General features: G+C 44.3%; 28 protein-coding genes and 1 pseudogene. 19 read left to right on the top strand and 10 right to left on the bottom strand.

Translation table 11 applies throughout. The annotated features are described in order from the left end of the window. The first annotated feature begins 120 nt into the window (after positions 1-120). From QUB51_RS09960 to QUB51_RS09930, 7 genes are all read left to right on the top strand, one after another. Positions 121-882 carry a ParA family protein gene (locus tag QUB51_RS09960; RefSeq protein WP_333261037.1) on the top strand — a complete coding sequence of 254 codons (762 nt, stop codon included), beginning with the start codon at positions 121-123 and terminating at the stop codon, positions 880-882. Further along, complete coding sequence (locus tag QUB51_RS09955; RefSeq protein ID WP_333261034.1) at positions 872-1,798, top strand: ParB/RepB/Spo0J family partition protein; 927 nt, start codon at positions 872-874, stop codon at positions 1,796-1,798. Before QUB51_RS09960 ends, QUB51_RS09955 begins: the two co-directional genes overlap by 11 nt. A 629-nt stretch (positions 1,799-2,427) precedes the next feature. Further along, complete coding sequence (locus tag QUB51_RS09950) at positions 2,428-2,988, top strand: hypothetical protein (protein WP_333261030.1); 561 nt, start codon at positions 2,428-2,430, stop codon at positions 2,986-2,988. Further along, positions 2,988-4,067: a hybrid sensor histidine kinase/response regulator gene (locus QUB51_RS09945; RefSeq protein WP_333261026.1), complete on the top strand. Its 1,080-nt coding sequence runs from the start codon at positions 2,988-2,990 to the stop codon at positions 4,065-4,067. The genes QUB51_RS09950 and QUB51_RS09945 overlap by 1 nt, the downstream gene beginning before the upstream one ends. A 93-nt stretch (positions 4,068-4,160) precedes the next feature. After that, positions 4,161-4,895: a response regulator transcription factor gene (locus tag QUB51_RS09940; RefSeq protein WP_333261023.1), complete on the top strand. Its 735-nt coding sequence runs from the start codon at positions 4,161-4,163 to the stop codon at positions 4,893-4,895. A 95-nt stretch (positions 4,896-4,990) separates the two neighbouring features. Beyond that, positions 4,991-5,185, top strand: coding sequence for a hypothetical protein (locus QUB51_RS09935; protein ID WP_333261020.1), 195 nt, complete (start codon positions 4,991-4,993; stop codon positions 5,183-5,185). Positions 5,186-5,212: 27 nt separating this feature from the next. Next, complete coding sequence (locus QUB51_RS09930) at positions 5,213-5,347, top strand: XamI family restriction endonuclease (protein WP_333261142.1); 135 nt, start codon at positions 5,213-5,215, stop codon at positions 5,345-5,347. Between the two features lie 100 nt (positions 5,348-5,447). Here QUB51_RS09930 and QUB51_RS09925 read toward each other — a convergent pair. Then, positions 5,448-6,176, bottom strand: a pseudogene (locus tag QUB51_RS09925) (IS4 family transposase); the annotation flags it as partial. A 784-nt stretch (positions 6,177-6,960) separates the two neighbouring features. Between QUB51_RS09925 and QUB51_RS09920 the strand changes: the two are divergent. The 10 genes from QUB51_RS09920 (at position 6,961) to QUB51_RS09875 (ending at position 12,793) form a co-directional block, all read left to right on the top strand. Further along, entirely contained in the window at positions 6,961-7,236 is a 276-nt protein-coding gene (locus QUB51_RS09920) for a thioredoxin family protein (protein ID WP_333261017.1), read from the top strand. Between the two features lie 58 nt (positions 7,237-7,294). After that, positions 7,295-7,783 carry a MerR family transcriptional regulator gene (locus QUB51_RS09915; RefSeq protein ID WP_333261013.1) on the top strand — a complete coding sequence of 163 codons (489 nt, stop codon included), beginning with the start codon at positions 7,295-7,297 and terminating at the stop codon, positions 7,781-7,783. After that, the gene (locus QUB51_RS09910; protein ID WP_333261145.1) at positions 7,758-7,991 is read left to right on the top strand and encodes a hypothetical protein; all 234 of its coding nucleotides are present in this window, start codon (positions 7,758-7,760) and stop codon (positions 7,989-7,991) included. Before QUB51_RS09915 ends, QUB51_RS09910 begins: the two co-directional genes overlap by 26 nt. Before the next feature lie 424 nt (positions 7,992-8,415). After that, positions 8,416-8,775, top strand: a complete 360-nt coding sequence (locus QUB51_RS09905; protein ID WP_333261010.1) for a metalloregulator ArsR/SmtB family transcription factor — start codon at positions 8,416-8,418, stop codon at positions 8,773-8,775. Between the two features lie 116 nt (positions 8,776-8,891). Beyond that, positions 8,892-9,920, top strand: coding sequence for a PstS family phosphate ABC transporter substrate-binding protein (locus QUB51_RS09900; RefSeq protein WP_333261007.1), 1,029 nt, complete (start codon positions 8,892-8,894; stop codon positions 9,918-9,920). A 101-nt stretch (positions 9,921-10,021) separates the two neighbouring features. Then, positions 10,022-10,744 (top strand): MIP/aquaporin family protein, encoded by a 723-nt coding sequence (locus QUB51_RS09895; RefSeq protein WP_333261004.1) that lies wholly within the window; start codon positions 10,022-10,024, stop codon positions 10,742-10,744. 61 nt (positions 10,745-10,805) lie between these two features. Next, positions 10,806-11,279, top strand: coding sequence for a phosphatase domain-containing putative toxin (locus QUB51_RS09890; protein ID WP_333261001.1), 474 nt, complete (start codon positions 10,806-10,808; stop codon positions 11,277-11,279). 30 nt (positions 11,280-11,309) lie between these two features. Beyond that, positions 11,310-11,969 (top strand): arsenical resistance protein ArsH, encoded by a 660-nt coding sequence (arsH, locus tag QUB51_RS09885; RefSeq protein ID WP_333260997.1) that lies wholly within the window; start codon positions 11,310-11,312, stop codon positions 11,967-11,969. Between the two features lie 64 nt (positions 11,970-12,033). Beyond that, positions 12,034-12,429 carry an arsenate reductase, glutathione/glutaredoxin type gene (arsC, locus tag QUB51_RS09880; protein WP_333260994.1) on the top strand — a complete coding sequence of 132 codons (396 nt, stop codon included), beginning with the start codon at positions 12,034-12,036 and terminating at the stop codon, positions 12,427-12,429. A 148-nt stretch (positions 12,430-12,577) separates the two neighbouring features. Then, positions 12,578-12,793 carry a hypothetical protein gene (locus QUB51_RS09875; RefSeq protein WP_333260991.1) on the top strand — a complete coding sequence of 72 codons (216 nt, stop codon included), beginning with the start codon at positions 12,578-12,580 and terminating at the stop codon, positions 12,791-12,793. A 537-nt stretch (positions 12,794-13,330) separates the two neighbouring features. Here the strand turns inward: QUB51_RS09875 and rppB are convergent. The 7 genes from rppB to QUB51_RS09840 form a co-directional block, all read right to left on the bottom strand. Beyond that, a complete protein-coding gene (gene rppB, locus QUB51_RS09870) occupies positions 13,331-14,698 on the bottom strand; it encodes a two-component system sensor histidine kinase RppB (protein ID WP_333260988.1) in 1,368 nt (455 codons plus the stop codon). A 204-nt stretch (positions 14,699-14,902) separates the two neighbouring features. Next, positions 14,903-15,592: a two-component system response regulator RppA gene (rppA, locus tag QUB51_RS09865; RefSeq protein WP_333176594.1), complete on the bottom strand. Its 690-nt coding sequence runs from the start codon at positions 15,590-15,592 to the stop codon at positions 14,903-14,905. 171 nt (positions 15,593-15,763) lie between these two features. Continuing rightward, entirely contained in the window at positions 15,764-16,234 is a 471-nt protein-coding gene (locus QUB51_RS09860) for a DUF2808 domain-containing protein (RefSeq protein WP_333224270.1), read from the bottom strand. A gap of 113 nt (positions 16,235-16,347) precedes the next feature. Then, a complete protein-coding gene (locus QUB51_RS09855; protein ID WP_333224269.1) occupies positions 16,348-16,821 on the bottom strand; it encodes a hypothetical protein in 474 nt (157 codons plus the stop codon). A gap of 92 nt (positions 16,822-16,913) precedes the next feature. After that, entirely contained in the window at positions 16,914-17,390 is a 477-nt protein-coding gene (locus tag QUB51_RS09850) for a DUF2808 domain-containing protein (protein ID WP_333224268.1), read from the bottom strand. A gap of 165 nt (positions 17,391-17,555) precedes the next feature. Beyond that, complete coding sequence (locus QUB51_RS09845) at positions 17,556-18,590, bottom strand: C39 family peptidase (protein WP_333176583.1); 1,035 nt, start codon at positions 18,588-18,590, stop codon at positions 17,556-17,558. 89 nt (positions 18,591-18,679) lie between these two features. After that, on the bottom strand, positions 18,680-19,735 hold the full coding sequence (locus tag QUB51_RS09840) for an acyltransferase (RefSeq protein ID WP_333176580.1): 1,056 nt from the start codon (positions 19,733-19,735) through the stop codon (positions 18,680-18,682). A 310-nt stretch (positions 19,736-20,045) separates the two neighbouring features. Between QUB51_RS09840 and QUB51_RS09835 the strand changes: the two genes are divergently transcribed. Next, entirely contained in the window at positions 20,046-20,267 is a 222-nt protein-coding gene (locus QUB51_RS09835; RefSeq protein WP_333176577.1) for a hypothetical protein, read from the top strand. Here QUB51_RS09835 and QUB51_RS09830 read toward each other — a convergent pair. Next, positions 20,257-20,724, bottom strand: a complete 468-nt coding sequence (locus QUB51_RS09830; RefSeq protein ID WP_333176575.1) for a hypothetical protein — start codon at positions 20,722-20,724, stop codon at positions 20,257-20,259. The genes QUB51_RS09835 and QUB51_RS09830 overlap by 11 nt on opposite strands. Before the next feature lie 223 nt (positions 20,725-20,947). Beyond that, a complete protein-coding gene (locus QUB51_RS09825; protein ID WP_333176574.1) occupies positions 20,948-21,451 on the bottom strand; it encodes a hypothetical protein in 504 nt (167 codons plus the stop codon). A 225-nt stretch (positions 21,452-21,676) separates the two neighbouring features. On the opposite strand from QUB51_RS09825, the gene QUB51_RS09820 reads away from it, so the two are divergent. Next, positions 21,677-21,823, top strand: coding sequence for a hypothetical protein (locus QUB51_RS09820; protein ID WP_015211800.1), 147 nt, complete (start codon positions 21,677-21,679; stop codon positions 21,821-21,823). Positions 21,824-22,262: the final 439 nt, after the last annotated feature.

Genomic DNA, 22,262 nt, shown 5'->3' with positions numbered 1-22,262 from the left:
GCCTAAAGTGCAGACATTCCCAAACTTCAACAAAAGTGCAAATATGCTTACAGTTTTAACCGCCACCTCCCTTTGCACTCCGTTTTGGAACTATGGTGGCACGCTACCGGAGGGCAATTCATGACAAAGATAATCTCGCTGTTCAACCAAGCGGGCGGTGTGGGGAAAACCACGATCGCGCTCAATCTCGGCTACCACCTCTCCTTACGAGGCCACAAGGTTCTTCTCATCGATATCGATCCTCAAGGTTCTCTAACGCTCTTCATGGGGGTTGACTCTCAGAATTTGGATAAAACTGTGTTTGATGCCATTGTCAATGAGGAACCTCTTTCCATCCACACGGGCATTCACGGTATGGATTTGGCTCCTACCAACATCAACCTCAGCGCGGCGGAAATTCAACTGGTTAACATGGATTTTCGGGAAGTTCGCCTCAAAGATACGATCGCCCCCATTCAAGACAATTACGATTTCATCCTCATAGATTGCCCTCCCAGTTTAGGGTTGCTCAGCTACATCAGCCTGGTAGCTGCTACTCACGTCTTAGTCCCCGTTGAGACTCACTACAAAGCCTTTGAGGGCACCAACCTGCTGTTGCAAACAGTAGCAAGAATCAGAAAGAAAGGAAACCGCTCTTTGCAGATAGCTGGTTTTGTTCCCTCCCGCTATGCTGCTACCAACTCTCAGGACAAGCGGACTCTCAAAGCCATAAACGAGCAGTTTACGACCTTTGGCCCCGTTTACACTCCCATCCCGCGCATAACTGCTTTCGCGGATGCTTCCGAGAAACAAGTCCCGCTTGCTGTTTACGAACCTAAAAATCCCGTCGTCAAAATATTAGACCAGCTATCCGCCTTGATGGAGAAACTCAATGTCAAGTAAGAATGACCAGCCCTATAAAGGTAAGGCAAATTTGAGCGTTTTGTTTGGAGATGAAGAAGTGGCAGAACCAACAGCAGAAAAACTGCTCTCGATTGAGTCGATAAAGCTTCCATCCTCTCAACCTCGCCGATACTTCGACTCCCAAGCTATGCAGGCTTTGGTTGAGTCAGTAAAAACTGATGGAATTCTCCAACCTCTATTAGTCCGTCCTTTGGGAAATGAAAAATACGAGCTAGTAGCTGGCGAAAGGCGGTATAGAGCTGCTAGAGAAGTGGGATTGACAGAAGTTCCTGTTATCGTTCGGGACTTGACCCAACAGCAAGCTCTGCGCGTCGCATTAGTTGAGAACCTCCAGCGGGAAGACCTCAACCCAGTCGAAGAAACCGAGGGGATATTGCAACTGCTCTCTCATCACCTTGAATACGATCTAGAAGAGGTGGTACGGCTGCTCTACCGGATGCAAAATGACGTACAGAGGATGAATGATAACGTTATCATTCATCATGAAACGCAAATAGTCGTCAAGGTTTTTAGCGAATTGGGGCGGATGTCATGGGAGTCTTTCGTCAGCAATAGACTGGGACTGCTGAAGCTGCCGTCAGACATCCAAGAAGCCCTCCGCCGAGGTCAGATCGAGTATACTAAGGCGCGAGCGATCGCCAAAGTAAAAGACGAGCAGGCAAGAAAGTCGCTTCTAGAAGCCGCGATCGCTGAATGTCTATCTCTAACTCAGATTAAAGAACGCATCGCGGATTTAAAGGCAGGTAATTCGGAAGAAGAACCGGAAGAAAATCTGAAAACAAAAATAAAGGGAGTTTTAGCAAAAGCGAACAAGTCCAAAGCTTGGAGCGATGCAAAGAAGCAGAAGCGCCTCCAAAAAATTCTAATAGAGCTAGAATCCCTCTTAGTAGATTAGAAAAAACAAGGGCAATGCCGCATTCTGCCTAATTCATGCAACCGGATTCTAGAGAAGAAGTTCCGGCATTGAAGGGATGGTCGTACCCATTCAAATACAGAAGCGCTCGGATACTTCTGAGGAATTAAATATGCGACTTCTAGCGGACGCCTTCATAAAGCAAACGGCAAGGCGGTTAGGAGTTTCCAAGTTCCTGAAACCATTGATTCTAGTTCGTTTTTTCCCTAGTCCCTAGTAAGATCTCCCCTAGTCCCTAGCTATACTTCGGGCGAGCGGCGCGATCGCGCGGAGTACAGGGCTTGATATTATTTCTGCCCTGGCTGTTGGGAGGCAAAGGTTAAGTTTTTGTCAAGGATGCTGTGTTAACCAAGAGAACATTATTTTTTGGTGCTCGGTCTGATACAGGCGATCGCGCACGGGACGGCACAACTATTTCTGTAAAAAGAAAAGTCGAGCTAACAATTCTAACCAAGAGTGACAGTGAAGGAGAAATTATTAGCTTTGCGACAGTGAATGAGAAATCAGCTTTTAGGTAGAATTCGATCGAGCTTGGCAGTTGATAGGTTAGAGACATAGAGATGAAACCGAAAAAAGCAAACTCAAACCCTGTTTGGCTTATGTTGACAGTTATGCCACAAAGTCACACTCTTTCAAACCACAGCCGACTTTCACCGCCGGCAAAGTATCAAACCCTGTTAGACTGTTTTTTGGCAGATTTTCAAAAGTCGCTAAATGCTTTAGCCCGCGCTTGGAACAAGTATCAGCCCAACGATTCGCTCTCAAACGACAGAAAACAAGACTTAGATTGGCTTGAAACGACGCTGCAAGAGTACAAAATTTCCATCCACACTTCAACTAGGAGGCAAGAGTTTTGGAAAGGTTGCAGGGATGGAAAAAAAAGCAGGAGAACAATTTCTGACGAAGGCTCGCCAAATGTCGCACAAACCTTACTCAACGCGACCGCGAATCCGAAAATCCCTCAAATCTACGATCTGGGGTTCCATGTTGGATGGCGGTACGCTCGTCTCAAAGACTACTTGTTGCGAATCAGAAAGCAGCGAAAGTTGGAAGAATCCAAGCAGCTTCAAGATTATCAACAGTTTTTAAGTTTTATCCGCCAAAAGGCTGACTCAGAAGATATGGACTCGTTCGTAAGCTTTGGATGGAGGCGGGAGGGAAATCCAGGGTAATGAGAGATAAACGCAGTAAAATCTTGGCGGTTGATGATACGACTGACAACTTATTTATTATGCAGGCTATCCTCTCCGAAGAAGGCTACTGCGTCAGTACAAGTTCTAGCGGACTTGATGCTTTAGCTTTAGTTGAGGAGTCGCCCCCAGATTTACTCCTGTTGGATGTAATGATGCCAGAAGTAGACGGTTACGAAGTGACTTACAGAATTCGCTCAAATCCTCAACTTCCCTTTATCCCCATCCTGTTAATTGCGGCTGACAACTCAACAACCATAGCAGATGGACTCGACTTGGGCGCTGACGATTTCGTTTGCAAGCCCATCCAAGTAAATGAGTTGCTGGCTCGCGTCCGTGGCCTCCTCCGGCTCAAACACAGCATAGATGCGATGCAGGAAGTAACAAAGGCGCGAGAGGATTTTGTGGCTCGTCTTACCCACGACTTGCGGATTCCCCTAGTCGGCGCTGATAGAATGCTGACCCTACTCCAACGAGGGAAATTTGGTGAACTGCCCGTTCAAGCGGTAGAGGCGATCGCAACCATCGGCAGCAGTAACCAAAATTTGCTTTCGTTAGTCAATACTTTACTGGAAGTTCACCGATTTGAATCTGGTTGCAAAACTCTGGCGCGCACCCCCTTTGACCTCAAAAAACTGGTCAAAGAAGTCGTTAAGGAACAGGAGGCTGTGGCTATTGATAAAGGACTTGTCCTAACTTTCGACGACTCTGACCCGCAACCACTACGAATTGAAGGCGATCGCCTCGAACTCCGCCGAGTCATCACCAACTTAGTGGGAAATGCGATTAAATTCACCGATTTTGGTTGTGTGAAAATCGTTGTTCGTCCAGATGCCAAGTGGGTAAATATTACCGTAGAAGACACCGGCCCCGGTATCAGAGCCTCAGAACAAGCTTCGCTGTTTGAACGATTCCGCCCCGGAAACCATGCTAGAGCAGGTTGCGGCCTGGGGCTGCACTTGTCTTGCCGGATTGTAGAAGCCCACTCTGGCAGCATTGACGTGATATCAACGGTGGGTCAAGGCAGCACATTTACTGTACGGCTTCCCATCTCGCTCTAAAAGTTTTGTTTGGATCCAAAAGAGCGCATACGTTCTACCTTGGACACACCCCTGTCCCTGAAGTACAATTGTCCCTTTTTAAACAAACCAACCATGAATAAAATTAGCGTTGCCTTAATTGAAGACCACCACCTGACAAGGGCTGGAATCAAAGCAGCTTTAGAAGACTGCGAAGAACTCGAATTTATCGGAGAAGCAGCTAACGGTCTGCAAGGGATAACTTTACTGGAGAAAACCCTGCCTGATGTAGCGATCGTTGATATCGGACTACCGGGGTTGGTAGATGGGATTGAATTGACAAAAAGATTCAAAGAATACGTGCAAACTTCCAAAGCCCCAAGCATAGATAACCAACCGAAAGTGTTGATTTTGACGATGCAGGATAACGAGGAATCAGTGCTGGCAGCTTTTGCAGCGGGAGCAGACTCTTACTGCATGAAAGATGTCAGTTTTGAAAAGTTAGTGGAAGCTGTTGTTGAGACAAATGCTGGCGAAAACTGGATCGATTCTTCAATTGCTAGAATCGTTTTGGCTCGCATGAATAACCCTTTCAAGGAAGCTGTTAACAAAGCCCCCATTTCCACTGTGTCAATCAATGGAGTTGAGCCAGAATACAGTCAGTTGTTAATGGCAAACCCTTTAACAGAACGAGAAAAAGAGGTTATAGAGTTGATTGTCGAAGGGTGCAGCAATGAGGAAATTTGCAAGCAGCTATACATTTCCCTCGGTACTGTGAAAACTCATGTGCGTAATATCCTTAATAAGCTGTCTTGCGACGATCGCACTCAAGCTGCTGTCAGAGCCCTTCGCGCGGGTTTAGTTGACTAAATCCGTTTCAAGAGCAACCGCTTGGTGGATAATACAACAGAGACGTTCCAGCAATCTAAGCTATTTAGGCGAGGGTCGCGATTAAAGGAGGTGCAGTGCCAGTTAATGCCGACAAACCACACTTGTGGAAACCCGATATTGCCCTGTCGGTAGACTTCTATAACAATTGGTTCATGCAGTTTGCTCCAAAAGCCTATCGCGACACTCGCATTGCTACAACTCAACAAGTTGAATCTGCTTCTTCTGAGACAGCCAATCTTACCAACATCACGTCCGCATTACTGCGATAGCATCCAGAGGTTTTGCCCATTTTACGCATGGCGGCAGCGCCGCCAATTGCGCGCGATAGCCGGATCGGTTTAGCAGGAGTGTCGCCAAACCTGGTCAAAAATATGGAAGAGAACAACGAATTCCGCCCCGGGCAGACATTGCAACTCTGGATGCTGAACTAACAAAAATCGGCGTTGCTGAAATGAGGTATGATCGAGGGGGCGAGTGAAAGAGCGAGAAAATAATGAACATTAAATCAGACTATCGGCTCAATAAGTAGGGCTACCGTGTACACAGAAGTTGATTCTGAGCTAGTTTCCATCCCAAAAAGATGGATTCAAACTGTCGGAGTCCATGAACAAGGGTAGGCATTCCGGGAGGTCTCTGAGAACTATAACCAGAGCAACCCCCAAGTCGAGCAATCAGCCAAGTAGCCCACGGTAAGGAGGCGGGAGGATAGGGATTTTGCAATTTTTTCGTGCGCCCTTGAAAAGATGGTTCAATCACAGACAAGCATTGCTGTTGAGAATCAGAGAAAGTCAGGGAAACTGGTAAGTCGGCACGATCGCGCCCTTCAACCATTTGTAGGGTTCGCACGGCAACGCCTAAAGCCAAGACAGTGAGTCGTTGAATGGCAGCTACGAACTCTAACTGTGTAGCTTCAAGATTTAATCCTGCTTGTTTCCATGTGGCAAAAAGTTGTTCAATGCGCCATCGCCATCGATACCATTCGATAACTTGTAGTGCTTGTTCTAAACAAACCACCCTGTGAGTTGTGAGTAATCGCCAATGAATCGCTTCTTGCCCTGCCGGAGGATTAACTTCTATTGCTTCGACTGCGTAAAGAGTGATACTGGGTGGATAATCTTGTGCCTTCAATTGATCTGGACGCCGAATCTTAACACTAACACAGCGAATAATAAGCAATGCTTCTCTCGCCGTCCGACCAATGCGTGGGTCTGCTGGTACATCAATTGTATAAGCCCCTTCACAGGGCTGTTCTGTTAAATACAGAATATTCCATGTATATCTGGTACACACAATCTTGTAGTAACTAAGGTGCGTCGCCATCATCAACAATCTGCAAGTTTCATTGAACCGGAGGCGGCAACGACGCGCCCTACATAAGACGTACCACACAATATAGCTGCTACTGTACTTCATGAACCTGGAATATGCTGTAAGAACTTTGAGGGCGAAATTCAAAACTTGGGTTATCCGAAGGCTGCTTTATTTTCTTTTTGTTTAGCTCTGGTTTCTTACAATATTTTAGCTGTAGTCCGAAGGGCTCTCGGCAGTGTACGCGGTGTGGGAAAAATTGAGTCAAGTCTTTGAGAATTCTACGAAAGTTGATGAAATTTAAGGAACTTATCGGGGGACGACTATAGCCTGTGAAGCTGATAATTGGAGGCATATTCAGGCTTGGTCATTGTCTCAACTGGCTGATTTTCTGTTAGATTTAGCTGCACGAGTGAATTTGAAGTCTTTTCTGAAGCAGCCACGTTCCCCCAGAAAGAAGAAACCACCGGGGAATTGTTGACTCACGTCACCGTCATCTTTCTACAGCAAGGCTGCTGGAGCAAGCTCAGCAGCCACCTTGACAGGGCTGGGTTTGGTCAGCCTACGATCTCCCTCCCTTCAAGCATATATTTTTATGCGGGTATGGGCATATAGAGCGTTTATAAACAATTCACTTTTTGCTAGCGCTGTAAAAAAAGTTTCCCATCCCCCTTGACATTGAAGTCAGGTTCAAGGTTTAAGCTACTCTTATAACTCTTCAAAAAAGGTTAAGAGAATGGCTAAACGTATAGTCGAAGTCTTCACTGCTGGGTGTCCCTTGTGTGATGAAACCGTTAAGTTAGTGAGGGAGTTAGCCTGCTCAAACTGTGAGGTGCAGGTTTACGATCTGCGTGAGGGTTGCGCCACCAATAAGTGCCGTGAGAAAGCAAACCAGTACGGCATTAACCGCGTCCCTGCTATTGTCGTCGATGGTAAACTTGCTGAGTGTTGCTCTCACCAACAGCCAGTGTCCCGCGAAGCGCTTATAGCTGCTGGTATTGGGCAAGGATAAATTACTGATGGGGAGGGGTAATCGCCCTCCCATTCTCAATTAAAGAGGTGGCAAAAAAGTGAAACAGGGATTGTTTATCAGCCAGTTAAGCCGTCAACTGGGTATACCCGTTCCGACAATTCGCTATTACGAACGCTTGGGACTACTCAAGCCACCTGAGCGAACACAGTCACAATATCGTATCTATTCAGAAGAAGCGCTAGAACGTCTGCGGTTTATTCAAAAAGCTAAGCACTTCGGACTTTCCCTAGATGAGATCAAAAAGCTCATTGACATCAGCGCCCAAGGTATTCCTCCCTGTGCAAGCCTTAAGGCAATGGTAAAGGAGCATCTAGATGAGTTGGAGTGCCGTATTGAGGAAATGGTTGAATTTCGCCAGGATTTGGCTAATCGGTATTCAAAGATTGAGGCTTTGGTTGAAGAAGAGTCAACCACACCGAACAATGTCATCTGTGGTAGCACAATCTGTCGGCTGATTGAGCAAGAAAACGATACCCCCCGAAACATTACCAGCGAAACAGTTGTTAAAGAGCGTTTTAAGCGTTGATATGCGATCGCACTCATGGATTTTGGGCATGGCAGAGGTGTTCAGGTTTTGGTTTGGGTTTAGTTTCCCAAAAATTGAGGTGTTGGTGGCGATCGCGAACGCTGTTTTGCTTAAGATACCGCAGCGTTGTCTTTGTCAAGGATACGCTGCGAAAACTGGACTAATTCAGCAAAGCAACCGGGGTTATTTTCAAGCAACCATTCCGTGAGCATTACTGAGTGTTTAGTTTTCCTAAACTCGACCCGCGCGTTAATATTTTCGTCAACGTATTGGGGATTTGATAACTCCTCTGAAGTAATCCTTTTAACTCAAATCCATCCAATCCGCTAGACCCCTTGGAGCAAGAAGTTGACGAGCAAGGCCAAGAATTGCCGAGACAGTACCACCCAGCTACTAAAAAAACTTTGCAAAAAGTCTTTATCATCCTGGTAGTTGTTGGGGCAATTCTTGGGGAATTTTATCTATAGGGGTGATTTCGCTGATGCAAAAGGTCGGACTCACTGATGTGCCGGCGCGGGTACAGAATCCGAAGTAATCAAGTCCGAAGAATCTGTCGATGCTGAATGCACTGATTTTCTGGGATGAAGCTTGAGAAACTATAATGTTTTGTATGGATGTTTTCTAAATAATTGATGCTTAAAAATTCTACGGCTGCGCCCGATCGCATTTCACAGCGACAGATTTCAGAAAAACTTGTCTCCTCCGGCTTTCACGCTCTTTCTGACCCCCTGCGAATTCAGATTTTGGAGTTGCTGCGAGAACAGGAGTTGTGCGTTTGCGAATTGTGCGATCGACTTTCTGTCCCTCAGCCTAAACTGTCTTTCCACCTCAAAACCTTGAAGGATGCAGCTTTAGTCCGCAGCCGCCAAGAAAGCCGCTGGATTTACTACAGCCTCAATTTAGCTCAGTTTGTCGCCCTCGAACAGTACCTCGCCGAATACCGCCGCTTCAGCCAGATCCTGCCGGCCCGCCCTTGTTCCGACGCAGATTAACCCATCAACATTTCTTAATATGTTTATTGCCTGTTTGTCTTCCCTCATACTTGACATATCAAATTTTATTGATATGATTCCAGTGTACCCCTTAGTTATGACATTGGGTGAGGTCAATGAACCCAGCAGAAAAGCCCAAGGTTTCCGTACTAAGTATAATTGCTTTGACCATAGGTGCGATCGGGCTGCTCAGCTCCTGCGGACAAGTCCAGTCGCCAGAATCGCAAAGCATTAAAATTGACGGTTCCAGCACCGTGTATCCAATTACGGATGCGATGGCAAAAGAATATCAAAATACGAATCCCCAGAAAGCATCAATTACTGTTGAATTCTCCGGTACAGGTGGAGGATTTAGAAAGTTTTGTGCTGGCGAAACTGACATCAGCAACGCCTCGCGACCCATCAGCCCAGGGGAAATGGAAGCCTGCAACAAAGCTGGCATCCGCTACTACGAATTACCTGTCGCTTTTGACGCGCTCACAGTAGTAGTCAATCCAAAAAACGACTGGATAAAAGACATTACTGTAGAGGAATTGAAAAAGATTTGGGAACCCGCCGCCCAAGGAAAAATTACCCGTTGGAATCAGATCCGACCCAATTGGCCGAATCGACCTCTAACCCTCTACGGGGCAGGCAAAGATTCCGGTACATTTGACTACTTCACAGAGGCAACAGTAGGTACTGCGAAAGCCAGCCGTACCGACTATACAGCTAGTGAAGACGATACAGTTTTAGTGCAAGGGGTTATTAAAGACGAAAATGCTTTGGGTTACTTTGGATTTTCCTATTACGAAGACAACCAAAGTCAATTGAAAGCTGTAGGTATTGACAGAGGCAAAGGAGCAGTGTTGCCCTCCCGCGAAACTGTAGAAAAAGCTCAATATAACCCCCTTGCACGACCTCTATTTATCTATGTCAACTACAACTCTGCTCAAAATAAAATAGAAGTACGCAATTTTGTAGAATTCTACATGAAGAAAGCTCCGACCTTAGTTAGTTCTGTGGGTTATATTCCTTTACCAAAAGAAGGCTATCAACTAATTTATAACCACTTCTACAATGGCAAGGTGGGGACAGTTTTTGGTGGCAAAGCTCAGCTTGACTTGACTATTGGCGAGTTATTGCGACAGCAGGCAAATTTTTAGGTATCAGTGCTCATCTGTCAACTGTTGTAGCTTCTTAGCTGTCAATCTAGATTGGTAACTAAACTATAACAACCGAGGTAAATTTCTCACGGATCTACTCAATGTTCAAGTCAGTTTCTAAAACAGTGAGAAGCTTGTTTTCACCGGAGTGTCGCAGAGAAGCGCTCGCCGAATTTCTGGGTACATTTATTCTAGTTTTTGCAGGCACGGGCGCGGTGATGGTTAACAAAATTAGCCAGGGTGCTATTACTCATTTAGGCATCAGTTTTGTCTTTGGAGCCGTTGTAGCCGCGATGATTTATGCTACTGGTCATCTTAGCAGCGCCCACCTAAATCCTGCTGTAACATTCGCTTTCTGGGCTAGCGGCTTTTTTGTAAGCAAACGTGTTTTGCCTTATATTCTAGCGCAGTGTGCGGGCGCGATAGCAGCTTCCACACTGCTGCTAATTACTTTAGGAAAAGTGGCAAATCTCGGTGCAACTGTTCCTCTGAATGGTAACTGGTTACAGTCTTTAATTCTAGAAACAGTATTGACTTTTATCCTGATGTTTGTTATTTTAGGTTCAGGATTAGATAGGCGCGCTCCGATCGGTTTTGCCGGGATAGCAATTGGGTTAACTGTAGGGTTAGAAGCTGCATTTATGGGGCCAATTACCGGAGCGAGTATGAATCCGGCGCGGTCATTTGGCCCAGCAATTGTAGGAGGAATTTGGCAGCACCAGTGGGTTTATTGGGTTGCACCAATTTTAGGAGCACAACTAGCTGTTTTGGTTTATCGGATAATATCCAACGGATTTCGCGATATAAGTAAGCGAGGAAAATAAATGGAAAGTGTGATATTTATTTGCCAGAAAAATTCTACCCCTGTCGGATGAGGCGGCTGCAATGGACGAACAACAAGCGCAACCAATTTCAGAGAATTTGTGGTGGGTGATTCCAGGCCAACTGGCAGGGGTGCGGAAGCCAACAGCAGAGGAACTCTCTACGCTTCAGTCAGTAGGTATTGGGGGGATCGTCTCTGTAATGGACGATGCTTCCAATCTGGATTTGTATGAGCAGGCAAACATTCCTCACCTTTGGTTGCCAACGAAAGGCGGTACTGCACCCAGCCAGGAACAGATTCAGCAATTGCAAACCTTTGTGGATAGCCAGAATCATTGTGGGCACGGGGTTGCAATTCACTGCACAAGTGGCAGACGACGCACCGGAACGATGCTGGCTTCCTACTTGATTCAGGCAGGTTCATCCTATGACGATGCGATACTCACTATTCTGGATGCCAATCCCAACGTTGAATTGAGAGAGGCGCAAACCGCTTTCCTGCAAGAGTTAGCAGGAAAACAAACTTATTCTCAATAGCCCCATTCTTATAACTAATTAACGCTACTCATGACTCGTTTTGACCATCCTCCTCGCATCCTGTTTTTGTATGGCTCTTTAAGAGAGCGTTCTTACAGTCGCTTGTTGGCAGAAGAATCTGCAAGAATTATTCAGGATTTCGGTGCTGAAGTTCGGTTTTTCAATCCTCTAGAATTGCCCATTTACGGTAGCGTTCCCGATACCCATCCCAAGGTTCAAGAATTGCGGGAATTGAGTTTGTGGTCGGAGGGTCAAGTGTGGTCTAGTCCAGAAATGCACGGCAATATTACGGGCATTATCAAAAATCAAATTGACTGGATTCCTTTAAGTATTGGGGCTGTCAGACCGACTCAAGGCCGAACTTTGGCGGTGATGCAAGTCAGTGGCGGTTCGCAGTCTTTTAATGCTGTCAATACTTTGAGAATTTTGGGCCGCTGGATGCGGATGTTTACGATTCCGAATCAGTCTTCTGTGGCGAAAGCTTATCAGGAGTTTAATGAAGATGGGACGATGAAGGATTCGCCTTATCGCGATCGCGCGATCGACGTGATGGAGGAACTGTACAAGTTTACCTTACTGTTGCGGGAGCAAACCGACTATTTGACCGATCGCTACAGCGAACGCAAAGAACAAGCGGCCAAAGAGGCGATCGCACTAGCAAATCGAGCCCTTGAATTACCGGGCGCTTAGAAACCGCCGGAACCCCGACAGCAACCCATAACCAACAACTAACAACTAACAACCAACAAAAACCATGAAAAAAGTAATGTTTGTTTGCAAAAGAAACTCCTGCCGATCGCAAATGGCAGAAGGATTCGCTAAAACCATCGGAGTCGGCAAGATTGGAGTCACCAGTTCCGGGTTAGAATCAAGCAGAGTACATCCGACAGCAATTCAAGTCATGTCAGAAATCGGCATTGACATCACCGATCAAACATCCAACCCATTAAACGAATTCAATGCAGAAGACTACGACGCCGTAATTTCTCTGTGTGGCTGCGGCGTGAATTTACCCGAAGCGTGGGTATTGCGAGAAGTGTTTGAAGATTGGCAACTCGACGACCCCGACGGACAACCCATCGAAACTTTTCACCGCGTTCGAGATGAAATTAAAGCACGAGTTGAAACATTAGTTGACACTCTCAAGTAAGAGTGATATAGCAATCCTAAATCATTTGTGAATTTCTTACTCCCGAGCGAGCGGGTTCGGAGAGGGTTGGGGTGGGGTAAAAAATTTACGACTCCTGCAAGGATTGCTATAGATTGCGAACTAAGCGTTTAAAACAGATAGGTGTAGTATGTGGCAGGTTACTAAAGGTTGGCTAAAAGTATCAGGCGCAGAGTTTTGGTTGCCATTGCCGTTTGTGGCGATCGCGTTTTGGTTTGGCTCCAGTTTTCTGACCGCTCAAGAATTGAGCCAATCCCGAACAACAGAGAACAAACTTCAGGCAGATACTCAACTTAAAGCAACCCGGTCTATCAACATATTGCTGATCAATGCGGTCATCAACTAGCAGCAAGGAACGACCATGATTGAGGGGAAAACAGCAGAACCAATTTTGAAGCGATTGAAATTAGAATTGTTGATTACTGATACAAATCCGATCGAGAAAGTGATCGCTAATGTTAAGCAAGCAGTTCAGAAAATAATAACGATATAATCAATGCAATTCTTCTAATTCAGGTAAGGGAATTGTAACGCTATTAGACTATTTCTCTGTCTGAAAATTTGCCCATCTACGACGCATAAAAAGTAATAATTGGGAAACTAAGACCATAATAGGGAGTTCGATAAGTGGTTCAATAGCCAAAACAAGGGTAATCAAAGGATGATTAGGAAAAACAGATGTAGCGATCGCAGATGGTAATGCACGGATTTTGATCTATTTCACCTGTTTTTATTGCACCATTACTACCTTTCTTCGTCCGAAAATCCATACAGTGTTTACTTGAACCACTTATTCAGCAAGCCCTAGTTAGTTAAGTATATTTGTTCATCATACCATAAATGTGCAACGCCCAACGCCCAAGTTCTAGGATGTGCCGATTCCTCAATGATTCATGGCATCATTCACCAACGTCGCATTTCTTTCTCGAAATCGCAGTGTGAAAATGCTACCCGTACCCAATTTGCTCTGCACAGTCAGGCTACCGCGATGTGCTAAGGCTATAGCTTGCGCTATCGCCAACCCCAATCCCGATCCGCCAGTAACGCGATCGCGTGAACTGTTAACTCGATAGAAACGGTCAAAAATTTGCCTTTGATCTTCTGCTGCAATCCCACACCCTGTATCTTGAACATGAATCACAACTAAATGGTCACTTTTCTCTAAAATAACATTTACTTTGCCACCAGGTGAAGTGTATTGAATGGCATTGACAATTAAATTAGAAACTAAGCGGTAAAGCTGGTTAGAATCACCGATAATAGTCAATGGCTGATGCACCCGCAATTCCGATGTTAGCGCTACCTCTCTTGCGAGCGCCATTGCTGCCAATTCCTCGACTAAATCGCTAACCAGGTCATTCAAACAACACAATTGAGGGCGATAGGGTATCGGTTGATTATCCATGCGAGCCAGCAGCAGCAAATCAGCCACTAACTGAGTTAGTCGTCGGTTTTGGCGATCGATCGTCCGCAAAGTTTCCCGCGCCTCTTTTTCATCCAATTGAGACGTCAACAGCGCTGATTCTACTGTCGCCTGCGAAGCAGCTAAAGGCGTTCGTAATTCGTGAGCGGCATCCGCTGTAAACTGTTGAATTTGTCGGTAGGAAGCATAAATCGGTTTCATTGCCAATCCTGCCAATAACCAACTAGAAAAGCCGACCAAAATCAATGCTGTAGGCAATCCTAATTTCAAAACCAATTTCACTGTATTGAGATAATCATTGAAGTCTTGCAGGCTCCGCCCCACTTGAATATATCCCCATTTTTGCTGTGTTTTGGTGTGTAACACTACAGAAATTTGGTGATAAACATTGCCTTTGGTGTCAGTTATTGTTTGCCAGTATTTGGAGTTAAATTGTGGTGATAATTCTTCTGGAGAAGCGCCTGCTGTAGCAATCAATTTCCCGGAATAATCAAATAAACGAATATAGTAATAGCCTTGGTTGATAGCGCTTAAAATATGGCGGCTTGGCAACTGTTCTTTAATGCCTTTAACTCCAGTTAGGCGGAGGTTGGGCAAAAATTCGTTTACTATAGGCTCCAAGCGTCCGGGCTGCTGCAATTTGAGTTCTAGGCTGTCGTGTAGCGTCCCAGCTACCAATTCTAATTCCCGGTCTATGGCTACCCAGTGAGCGTGGGCGATCGCCCTATATACGCCAAATCCCAACAAGCTTAAAATCAAACCCATTACTGCTGCATAGGAAATGGCTAATTTCCAGCGAGTCCGGTTAAATAGTTTATTTTGATTCATTTTTCATAACTTGGTAATTGGTAATTCTTAATAGGTAATTGGTCAGGACTTACGCATTTCAACGTAATTCTGTCATTCTGAGTGTACCGAAGAATCTCACAGAGGCTTCACTACACTGCGTTGCGTTTGACTCATGACAGACACAATAGCTGCGTCCAGGACTGTTGGTAAATAAAAGGGGTTCTGAACAATGCCCACCCTACTTTAATTTCTCATCCGGTATCCTACGCCGTGTACAGTTTCAATTAAATTCGCGCCGCCAACCGACTCAAGTTTGCGCCGCAGCAAGCGCACTTGAGCTGCTACGACATTGCTAAAGGTATCTGCACTAACCTCCCATAGCTGATTCCGAATTTGGTCGGTGGTGACAATTTGGTTCGGATGTTTCATAAAATATTCTAACAGTTGAAATTCTTTGTTGGTCAGCGAAATTATCTGGTTTTTACCGTTGCGTTCGAGATGACAAGCAGTGCGATTTCCGCAGTCGAGAACGAGATTTCCTACCTGTAGCTGTTGCGGTTGAATTTGGGGCGATCGCCTTTGCAAAGCCCGCAATCTTGCTAACAGTTCCGCCATCCCGAACGGCTTCACTAAATAATCATCAGCCCCCGCATCGAGTCCAGCCACTTTATCTTCCATTCGGTCTTTTGCTGTCAGCATCAAGACTGGCAATACGCTATTTTTTGCGCGCAATCTTCGCAGCAGTTCCAACCCTGAAAATCCTGGAAGCAACCAGTCAAAAATAGCCAAGTTATATTGAGTCCAATGACTTTCTAAGTATTCCCAAGCTTCACAGCCATCCTGGGCCCAGTCAACGATATATTTTTCTTGCTTCAAAGTGCGATCGATCGCTTTTCCTAAATCTGGCTCATCTTCAACTAGCAAAACTCTCATAACTATAATTTATAGCAGTAAATCCCTTTAAAACTTGATTAGCAAACAGATAGCAGCGCCTAAAGTTCCCCAATTTTCGCCTTTGAATGACAAATAGCAGATTTTAAATTGCAACTTTCTCTAATTTATTCAAGTTACTTGCAATTTAAAATCCTTAAAGACCAGCTACATTTAGTAGGTTTGAATTAAAACTGTACCGAGTGGTATGTCTGCGTTTATTCCCACCATTTTGCCAGCGATTGCGTACCTCCAATTGTGACTGTAACCTGGAGTGTGAATGCCCCGCATATCAATTGATATGGTGGTGTCAGAAGAAACAGGTTGGGAGAAAACCACTGTCGCTTTTCGGTTATTAACAGAAACTTGAGACTCGATTTTTTGACCAGATTGATTTGTTACGTCAATGCCGCTACGCATTTTCACATCTTCCGGCAAATCAATTGTGAGTGCTGAAAGAGCTCTTCCCTGAACGTGAACTTCAAAATGATGGGTAGCAGCCTGAAAGCGAGCGTTATTGGGATGGGCGCCGCTGTGTACGAGGTGAGAAACATTAGCATTTCGCATGGCTCCTCCTGCAAGAGTAGTCGGGGCATTAAATGCTAGCACAAAGGTGAATGCAGCAGCGTAAAGTAACTTTTTCATGGCGATGTTCCTCAAATAATTAACTCAATGGACTTGGCATTAATTGGTTTAAAAGCCCTGAAATAAATCCAGGTAAGATGTCAGTCGTTTAAAGACTCAACCTTCACAAGCATTTACCAACGCGGGAGAGTTTGAATATTAGCCGTACCAACTTTTATGTCTGAACTCTGACCCACTTTCTTGGCATAAACGCGGTAGATATAATTACTCGGGTAGATTGAAGCCTCAACCTCAAGCACAGAAATTGTCAGCACAGTTCCGGCAACTACAGGTTTGGAGAAAACTACGGTTGCTTTTCCACCTTTAACAGAAGTTGTTGCATCAATCTTTTCACCGGATTGACTGCTTACTTCAATACCCTTGATTCGCAGTGATGGCAACTGAATTGACAGTTCTGAAATGGCTTCTCCCTCAACGTGAACGTCAAAATCGTGGAAGGCTCTCCAAGTTGGGTAGTCAGGATAGGAACGGCCTCCGACAATGTGAGGAGATTGGGAATCTCCCGGTATTCCTGTTGCTTTTGCTGCGGAGATAGAAGAGGCAAGAATTAAGGCAAATACTGCACCAATGCTAATTATTTTTTTCATGACTGCACTCCTTGAAAACTAACTGCTTATTTCTTAGTTTGATAGGTATGAATGAAACCAGGATGAAATATCGGCCGTAACACCTGATTTTTTTATTGATAGCTGCGAACCCGCGCCATACCGAGGGGTATGTCTGCATCGTCGCCAACGGATTTAGCAGCAACCTGGTACATCCAAGCGCTAGAAACTCCTGAAGTTATTACTTTATTCAGGGCAATTTTGATTGTGGTTTCGGCAGATACAGGTTGGGAGAAGGTTAGTATAACTTGATTGCTGTTGACAGAAACCTTAGTGTCAATTTTTTGACCTGAATCGTCAGATATACTGATATCATCCCTGACAGTTAACCCGGCAGGAACGCTAATTTTTAATTGAGAAATAGCCCTACTTCCTTGAGGAATGTGCAGCCGGAAAGTATGCCTGACAATTCTTGCCTTAGTTTCTGGAAATTGTACTGAACTATCAATGTGAGGAAAATTCTCGGCACCTGTTCTGGTACTCGCATGGACAGCAGGAACTAAAACTGCGGCTGACAGAGCAAATACGCCACCGTAAATGAGTGTTCTCATAGTCTTGACTCTCCAGGGATTTAAGTACAGTATGCCAACCTACTTCAACATTCATATTTGAAGAGTCAGCTTCTTATTAACTAGATTGACAGCTAATAATGAAATCAAGATGAAATATGAACCAGTGAGAGGTGAATTTTAATCGCAAACAAGCGCTTTACTCTCTTACTTGGAAATGAAATGAACCCAGAAATTTCCATCTGCCATACAAACGCGACGAATTAAGTCATAGGAATAATGAAGATAGGCTCCAGTGGCGTTGTTGTCATACCCGCTAGCAAACCATTCTCCATAAGGATCGTGAACAATCAAGCCAGTTTCGTCATATCCAACTACGGGCAGAATATGACCGAAAGGAGTAAAATAGCCATGTATGACCGTTGGGTTTCCATCTACTAACCAATCTTTAACTTCCTCAAATGTCGCATTCTCTTTAAAGGTATCTTGAGCACCATACTCTCTGACAATTTTTGCTAAGTCGTAGGGGTTCCAGCGACTGTAACCTTTGTTGAGTGCATATTGGTAGAGTTCGTCCTCAAATTGACCGATCTTGTCCCGGCGCGGTTTGTTGAGGAACTGCAAGCACATTGCCATTGATGTGACATTGCAAGCACCAGTCGGATTATAGTAATTATCCAGTTGGTACTTGTAAGGAAAATTAGCAAGTTGAAAGCTCTTAGGCTTAGTTTTTGGATAAATTACCTTTCCTTCTTGTAAAATTTGGACGTGCGACCTATAGACATACCAGATTTGAGAATTTTTAAAGGAATCTTTTCGCAAAGCTACTCGGATGTGATCGCGAACCATTTCATAAGAGACAAGCTCCAATACTTTCCCCGTTTCAATTTTTTGTTTCTCTGCATCTGATAAATTTAACGCATAGATAGGTCTAGCCTTGAGAACTGTCTCATTAACTATCTTGAGGACAGGAGGTGGAAATTTGAGATCCGATGGCTTGGCTTCAATAAGTTTCTCGGCTGTTTTTGCTCCGATAAATCCTGGTTCATCAGTGCACTGAATCAGCTTGTGAAATCGATTGAGAGCCGCAGTAGAGACTGGACTAAAGATGCCGTTGGCTGGAGGGTCTAGCAAACCTAAGTCGATGAGACGAATTTGGATTTGGCGAGTTAGCTCTTTATCGGCAGCGATCGCCTTTACATCCACTTTCTTATTGGTTCCTACAATGTTTTGGAGTTTCATAATTAATTTATTGAATATTGGAACTAAATGTTAAACCCATTTCCCCATTTTCGATCGCCTCGCCCCCACGGATGTTGCGTAAATCCAGATTAAATTCCCAGAATGTACTGACTGTAATTCTTGGGTAAAAGTTTTTGCAACAGGTAAATAATCCCAAAACAAACTAGCAAATCTACCGTCACTAAAACTCCGAGCTTGAGCAGGGGATCGGGAGAATACATAAATTTATAAGACGCTAAATTAACATAGTTTACTACCATCACATCTAGCAGGTATATAGGAAAGGAGTAAGCCGCCAATATTTTGACTAATTTCGATAGGTTACTGGGAAGTCTGATGCTTTTAGAAAATGCCAATATCGACAGTACGAACAAAATTGCGTATCCTTGAGTAGATAGTTTAAAAAACGATCGGGCAAACCAGGCATCCGAATTCACTTCACTGAGTAGGTAAAATTCCCAAATACTTGCTAGATAGAACAAGATAGTTGCTGCTAAAATAAGCATTTTTTGGCGCTGAAGGTATCTTTGAATGTTGTCATAACAACTGCCAAGAACTAAACCAGTGGAAAACGGCAAAATCCAACTAAAAATCCAGCGCTCTATCAGCGGTATAGGTAGGGAAGGTAAGTATTTGAAAGCAGCTAAGTAAAAGACTATGGTAAAAACTATTTGAATGGTGAAACCCAAAGCCAAAACTTTTCGAGGCTCTAAGAATCTTAATTTAACTAGAATCCACCACCACAAATAGCATTGAACAATCACAACTATAAAGTAATAGGGGGGCATCACAGAACCTGTCAGCACATCTCTAACTAATCCAAGTAAATCAAATCGTTTGAGGTTGCCCAAATTATTTAAAATGTAGAAGGCTACCGACCAAAAAAGATAGGGCGGTATAATTCTTGACAGCCTTTTCTTTAATATCAGCGTCGGATTATTTTGATTGTCAAGCTTGTTGGTAAGAAAAAAACCGCTGATCAGTAAAAATGCAGGTACGCAGAAAAGCTGGAGTGTATCGATCGAAATAAATAGAATTCTGCGATCGGGTAATGACAAAAAACCAGCATGAATAATCACAACACTGACGATCGCCAAAGCTCTGATTAAATCGAATTCAGCAAACCTAGTAGATGCTTTTTGCATTGTAAAAACAGGGTAGTGATGGTAGCCACACTCGGCTGCAAACGATATCTGTCAAGGGTTTCAGTCTTAAGTTGACACCTGCGGGCAGTGACGTATCCCTACTGCTTGGCGGGTGCAACACCAGAAACGTTACATTCTGATTAGACAGCGTTTAACCGCGATCAACTTAAGGTTTACATTCCTAAATGAAATCAGGATGAAATTTTTAATATTGATGCGACTTATAGTCCAGGTAAATAGCTCATTCTCTAACAGCAATCCGGTATGCTATCATAAAATGGCAGAATTACCCTACTGTGAAAATGACAGAATGAAACTTATAAAAATGAGCCAGCAAAAATTAAAAAACCCAATTCTCCTATGGATGGGTATGGGGATAGCAATGCTGGCGTGTTGCCTTGTGCCTATGGCTGCTTTCTTCTTTTTAAACGGAAGTTGGCGGGCATTAGTTGGTCACGACAACAAACAGCCCGCCAGTAACCCGTCAACCAGTCAGCAGCAGCTTCAACCTACTAAAAAGTCTACCGAGTGAAGGTGAATCGACCGTCTACCTTTTGACCGTTAATATCAGCACTAATCTTCATCTGATACTGACCGACAACTTTTCCAGGCAGCAAAGCTGTATAGTGCTGGTCTTTCTGGTCATAAGTGAAGGTAACAGTCTTTTGAGTGCGATCGGGCATCTGAATTTGACCGGTTATCTTCGCATTAGGTATTGCCTGGTGGTTGTCGCCTTTTTGCAAATAGAAATCCAGGTGAGTTTGAGTGGCTTCTTTCCCGACAACTAACTCTAGATGATAGGGCCCTGATTCAACGACTTGACCGCCTTTGTTTTGAGCGGCGGCTATCTCTGTTCTTGCAATGGGTTTTGAAGACGAGACGGCAGAACTGTTGGCTGAAGTAGCAGCTTGGCTGTTGTTACTTCCAACTCCCCAAAATATTAGCCCCACAGTACCCAGAACAATTAAACCTGACTTTACTGTTTTCATGGTCTTTCTTCCTTAGATTAGGGATTTTGTACTCTTATAAATTTCCGAGCATTGACTTTCATTAATGCTAGGACATCCAACCAAATGATTATTCCTTCTATTCGTCGCTCAACCGGATAATCTTGGTAATTTAGACTATTCATTTTGCGAGAAAGCTATGGTGCTTCTCCTCTGTTTAAATCATTTTAGGGGATTTCCGATCAATTGTAATAAAACTTGCATTCTATTGACTGAAGGTAAAACGACCGTCAACTTTTTCTCCGTTAATATCCGCAGTCACCTTCACTGGATAATTTCCTGCATCTTTGCCTGGAAATACAACGGCGTAATGTTTGCCATCAGCATCGTATTTGAAGTCCAGCGTTTGCTGCTCTCCATTGGGAGACTGCACTTGTGCCGTCACTTTTGCATTAGGAATCGGTTCGTGGGTATCACCTTTTTGCAAATAAAGATCTAAGTGAGTTCCGGTATCCTCTTTCAGAGTTAAAAGTTCTAGGTGGTAAGGTCCAGACTCGACAACTTGACCTCCTTTAGATGGTTTGAGAGGTCCTGTTTTAGCGGATGCTGCAGGAGAAGCGGCCGGACTGGAAGTATTAGGTTGAGAGGCAACAGGAGCGGATGTTGGGCTGCTGTTTGGGCCGGTTCCTTGGTCGCTTTTGCTGCAAGCTCCCAAAAACAGCAATCCGACACTGCCTAGAATAACTAAGCTTGACTTGAGCGCTTTCATTCGATTTACTTTTTGGGTACAATGATTAGAATATGACACCCAAAAATGAAATCAGGATGAAATCTTCAGACTTTCATACAGGTATTCGGATTGTGACATCGGAAATTCAATATTTTTATCATTTTTAATCTTCCCCCCCCTTGACTCTATAGCCTACTTGAGGGTTTATGCTATATATAGTTTCCCAAAGAAACTTTTCGATCCTAGATTCCCAGGTAAAAATTCATGATTAAAGCAACTCAGACTAAACGCTTCACTCTTGCAGCTTTGACGGCAGTTCTCCTGACAGCAGGTACAGCCGCGGTTGTCTTTGCCGCCGGCCCCTGTACTACTCCTACTCCTGACTGCCCTCAAGCTAATTGCGATAAATAATCCTTATTTTTCCACTGCGTGTAGATTCCATCGCCAATTTTTCGCCGGATAAGCAAGAAAATATCCGACAGCAGCACGATCTCAATTTTGAGTGACTGCTGCTTTTTTCTCCAATATTATTCTTGACAATATAGAGTATATTATCGAAAAATTGGATGACTATAACCACTACACAAAACTGAAAGTGGCTATCACTATAATGATTGGGTTCAAACTTGCCTAAAACTGCTATGAAAAAATTTGGAACAGAATCCTTAGAACAGCAGCTACTAAAAAGTCGTTCAACAATTATACTTACTCACATCAAATCTGGTAGCTAGTTTTCTAATTGCTCTTTTACCCTGCTTCTCGAATAGTGCGATCTTGCTTGTGTGCACACTACATATAGTGTGCACACAAGTAAGTGCTGAGATAGTATAACACCCTGGCGGGGTGACAA

The organism is Microcoleus sp. AT8-A3 (genome assembly GCF_036705675.1).
Lineage (GTDB): Bacteria > Cyanobacteriota > Cyanobacteriia > Cyanobacteriales > Microcoleaceae > Microcoleus.
The sequence above is the reverse complement of the archived record's forward strand: the minus strand, read 5'-3'. Positions and strand labels throughout refer to the sequence as shown.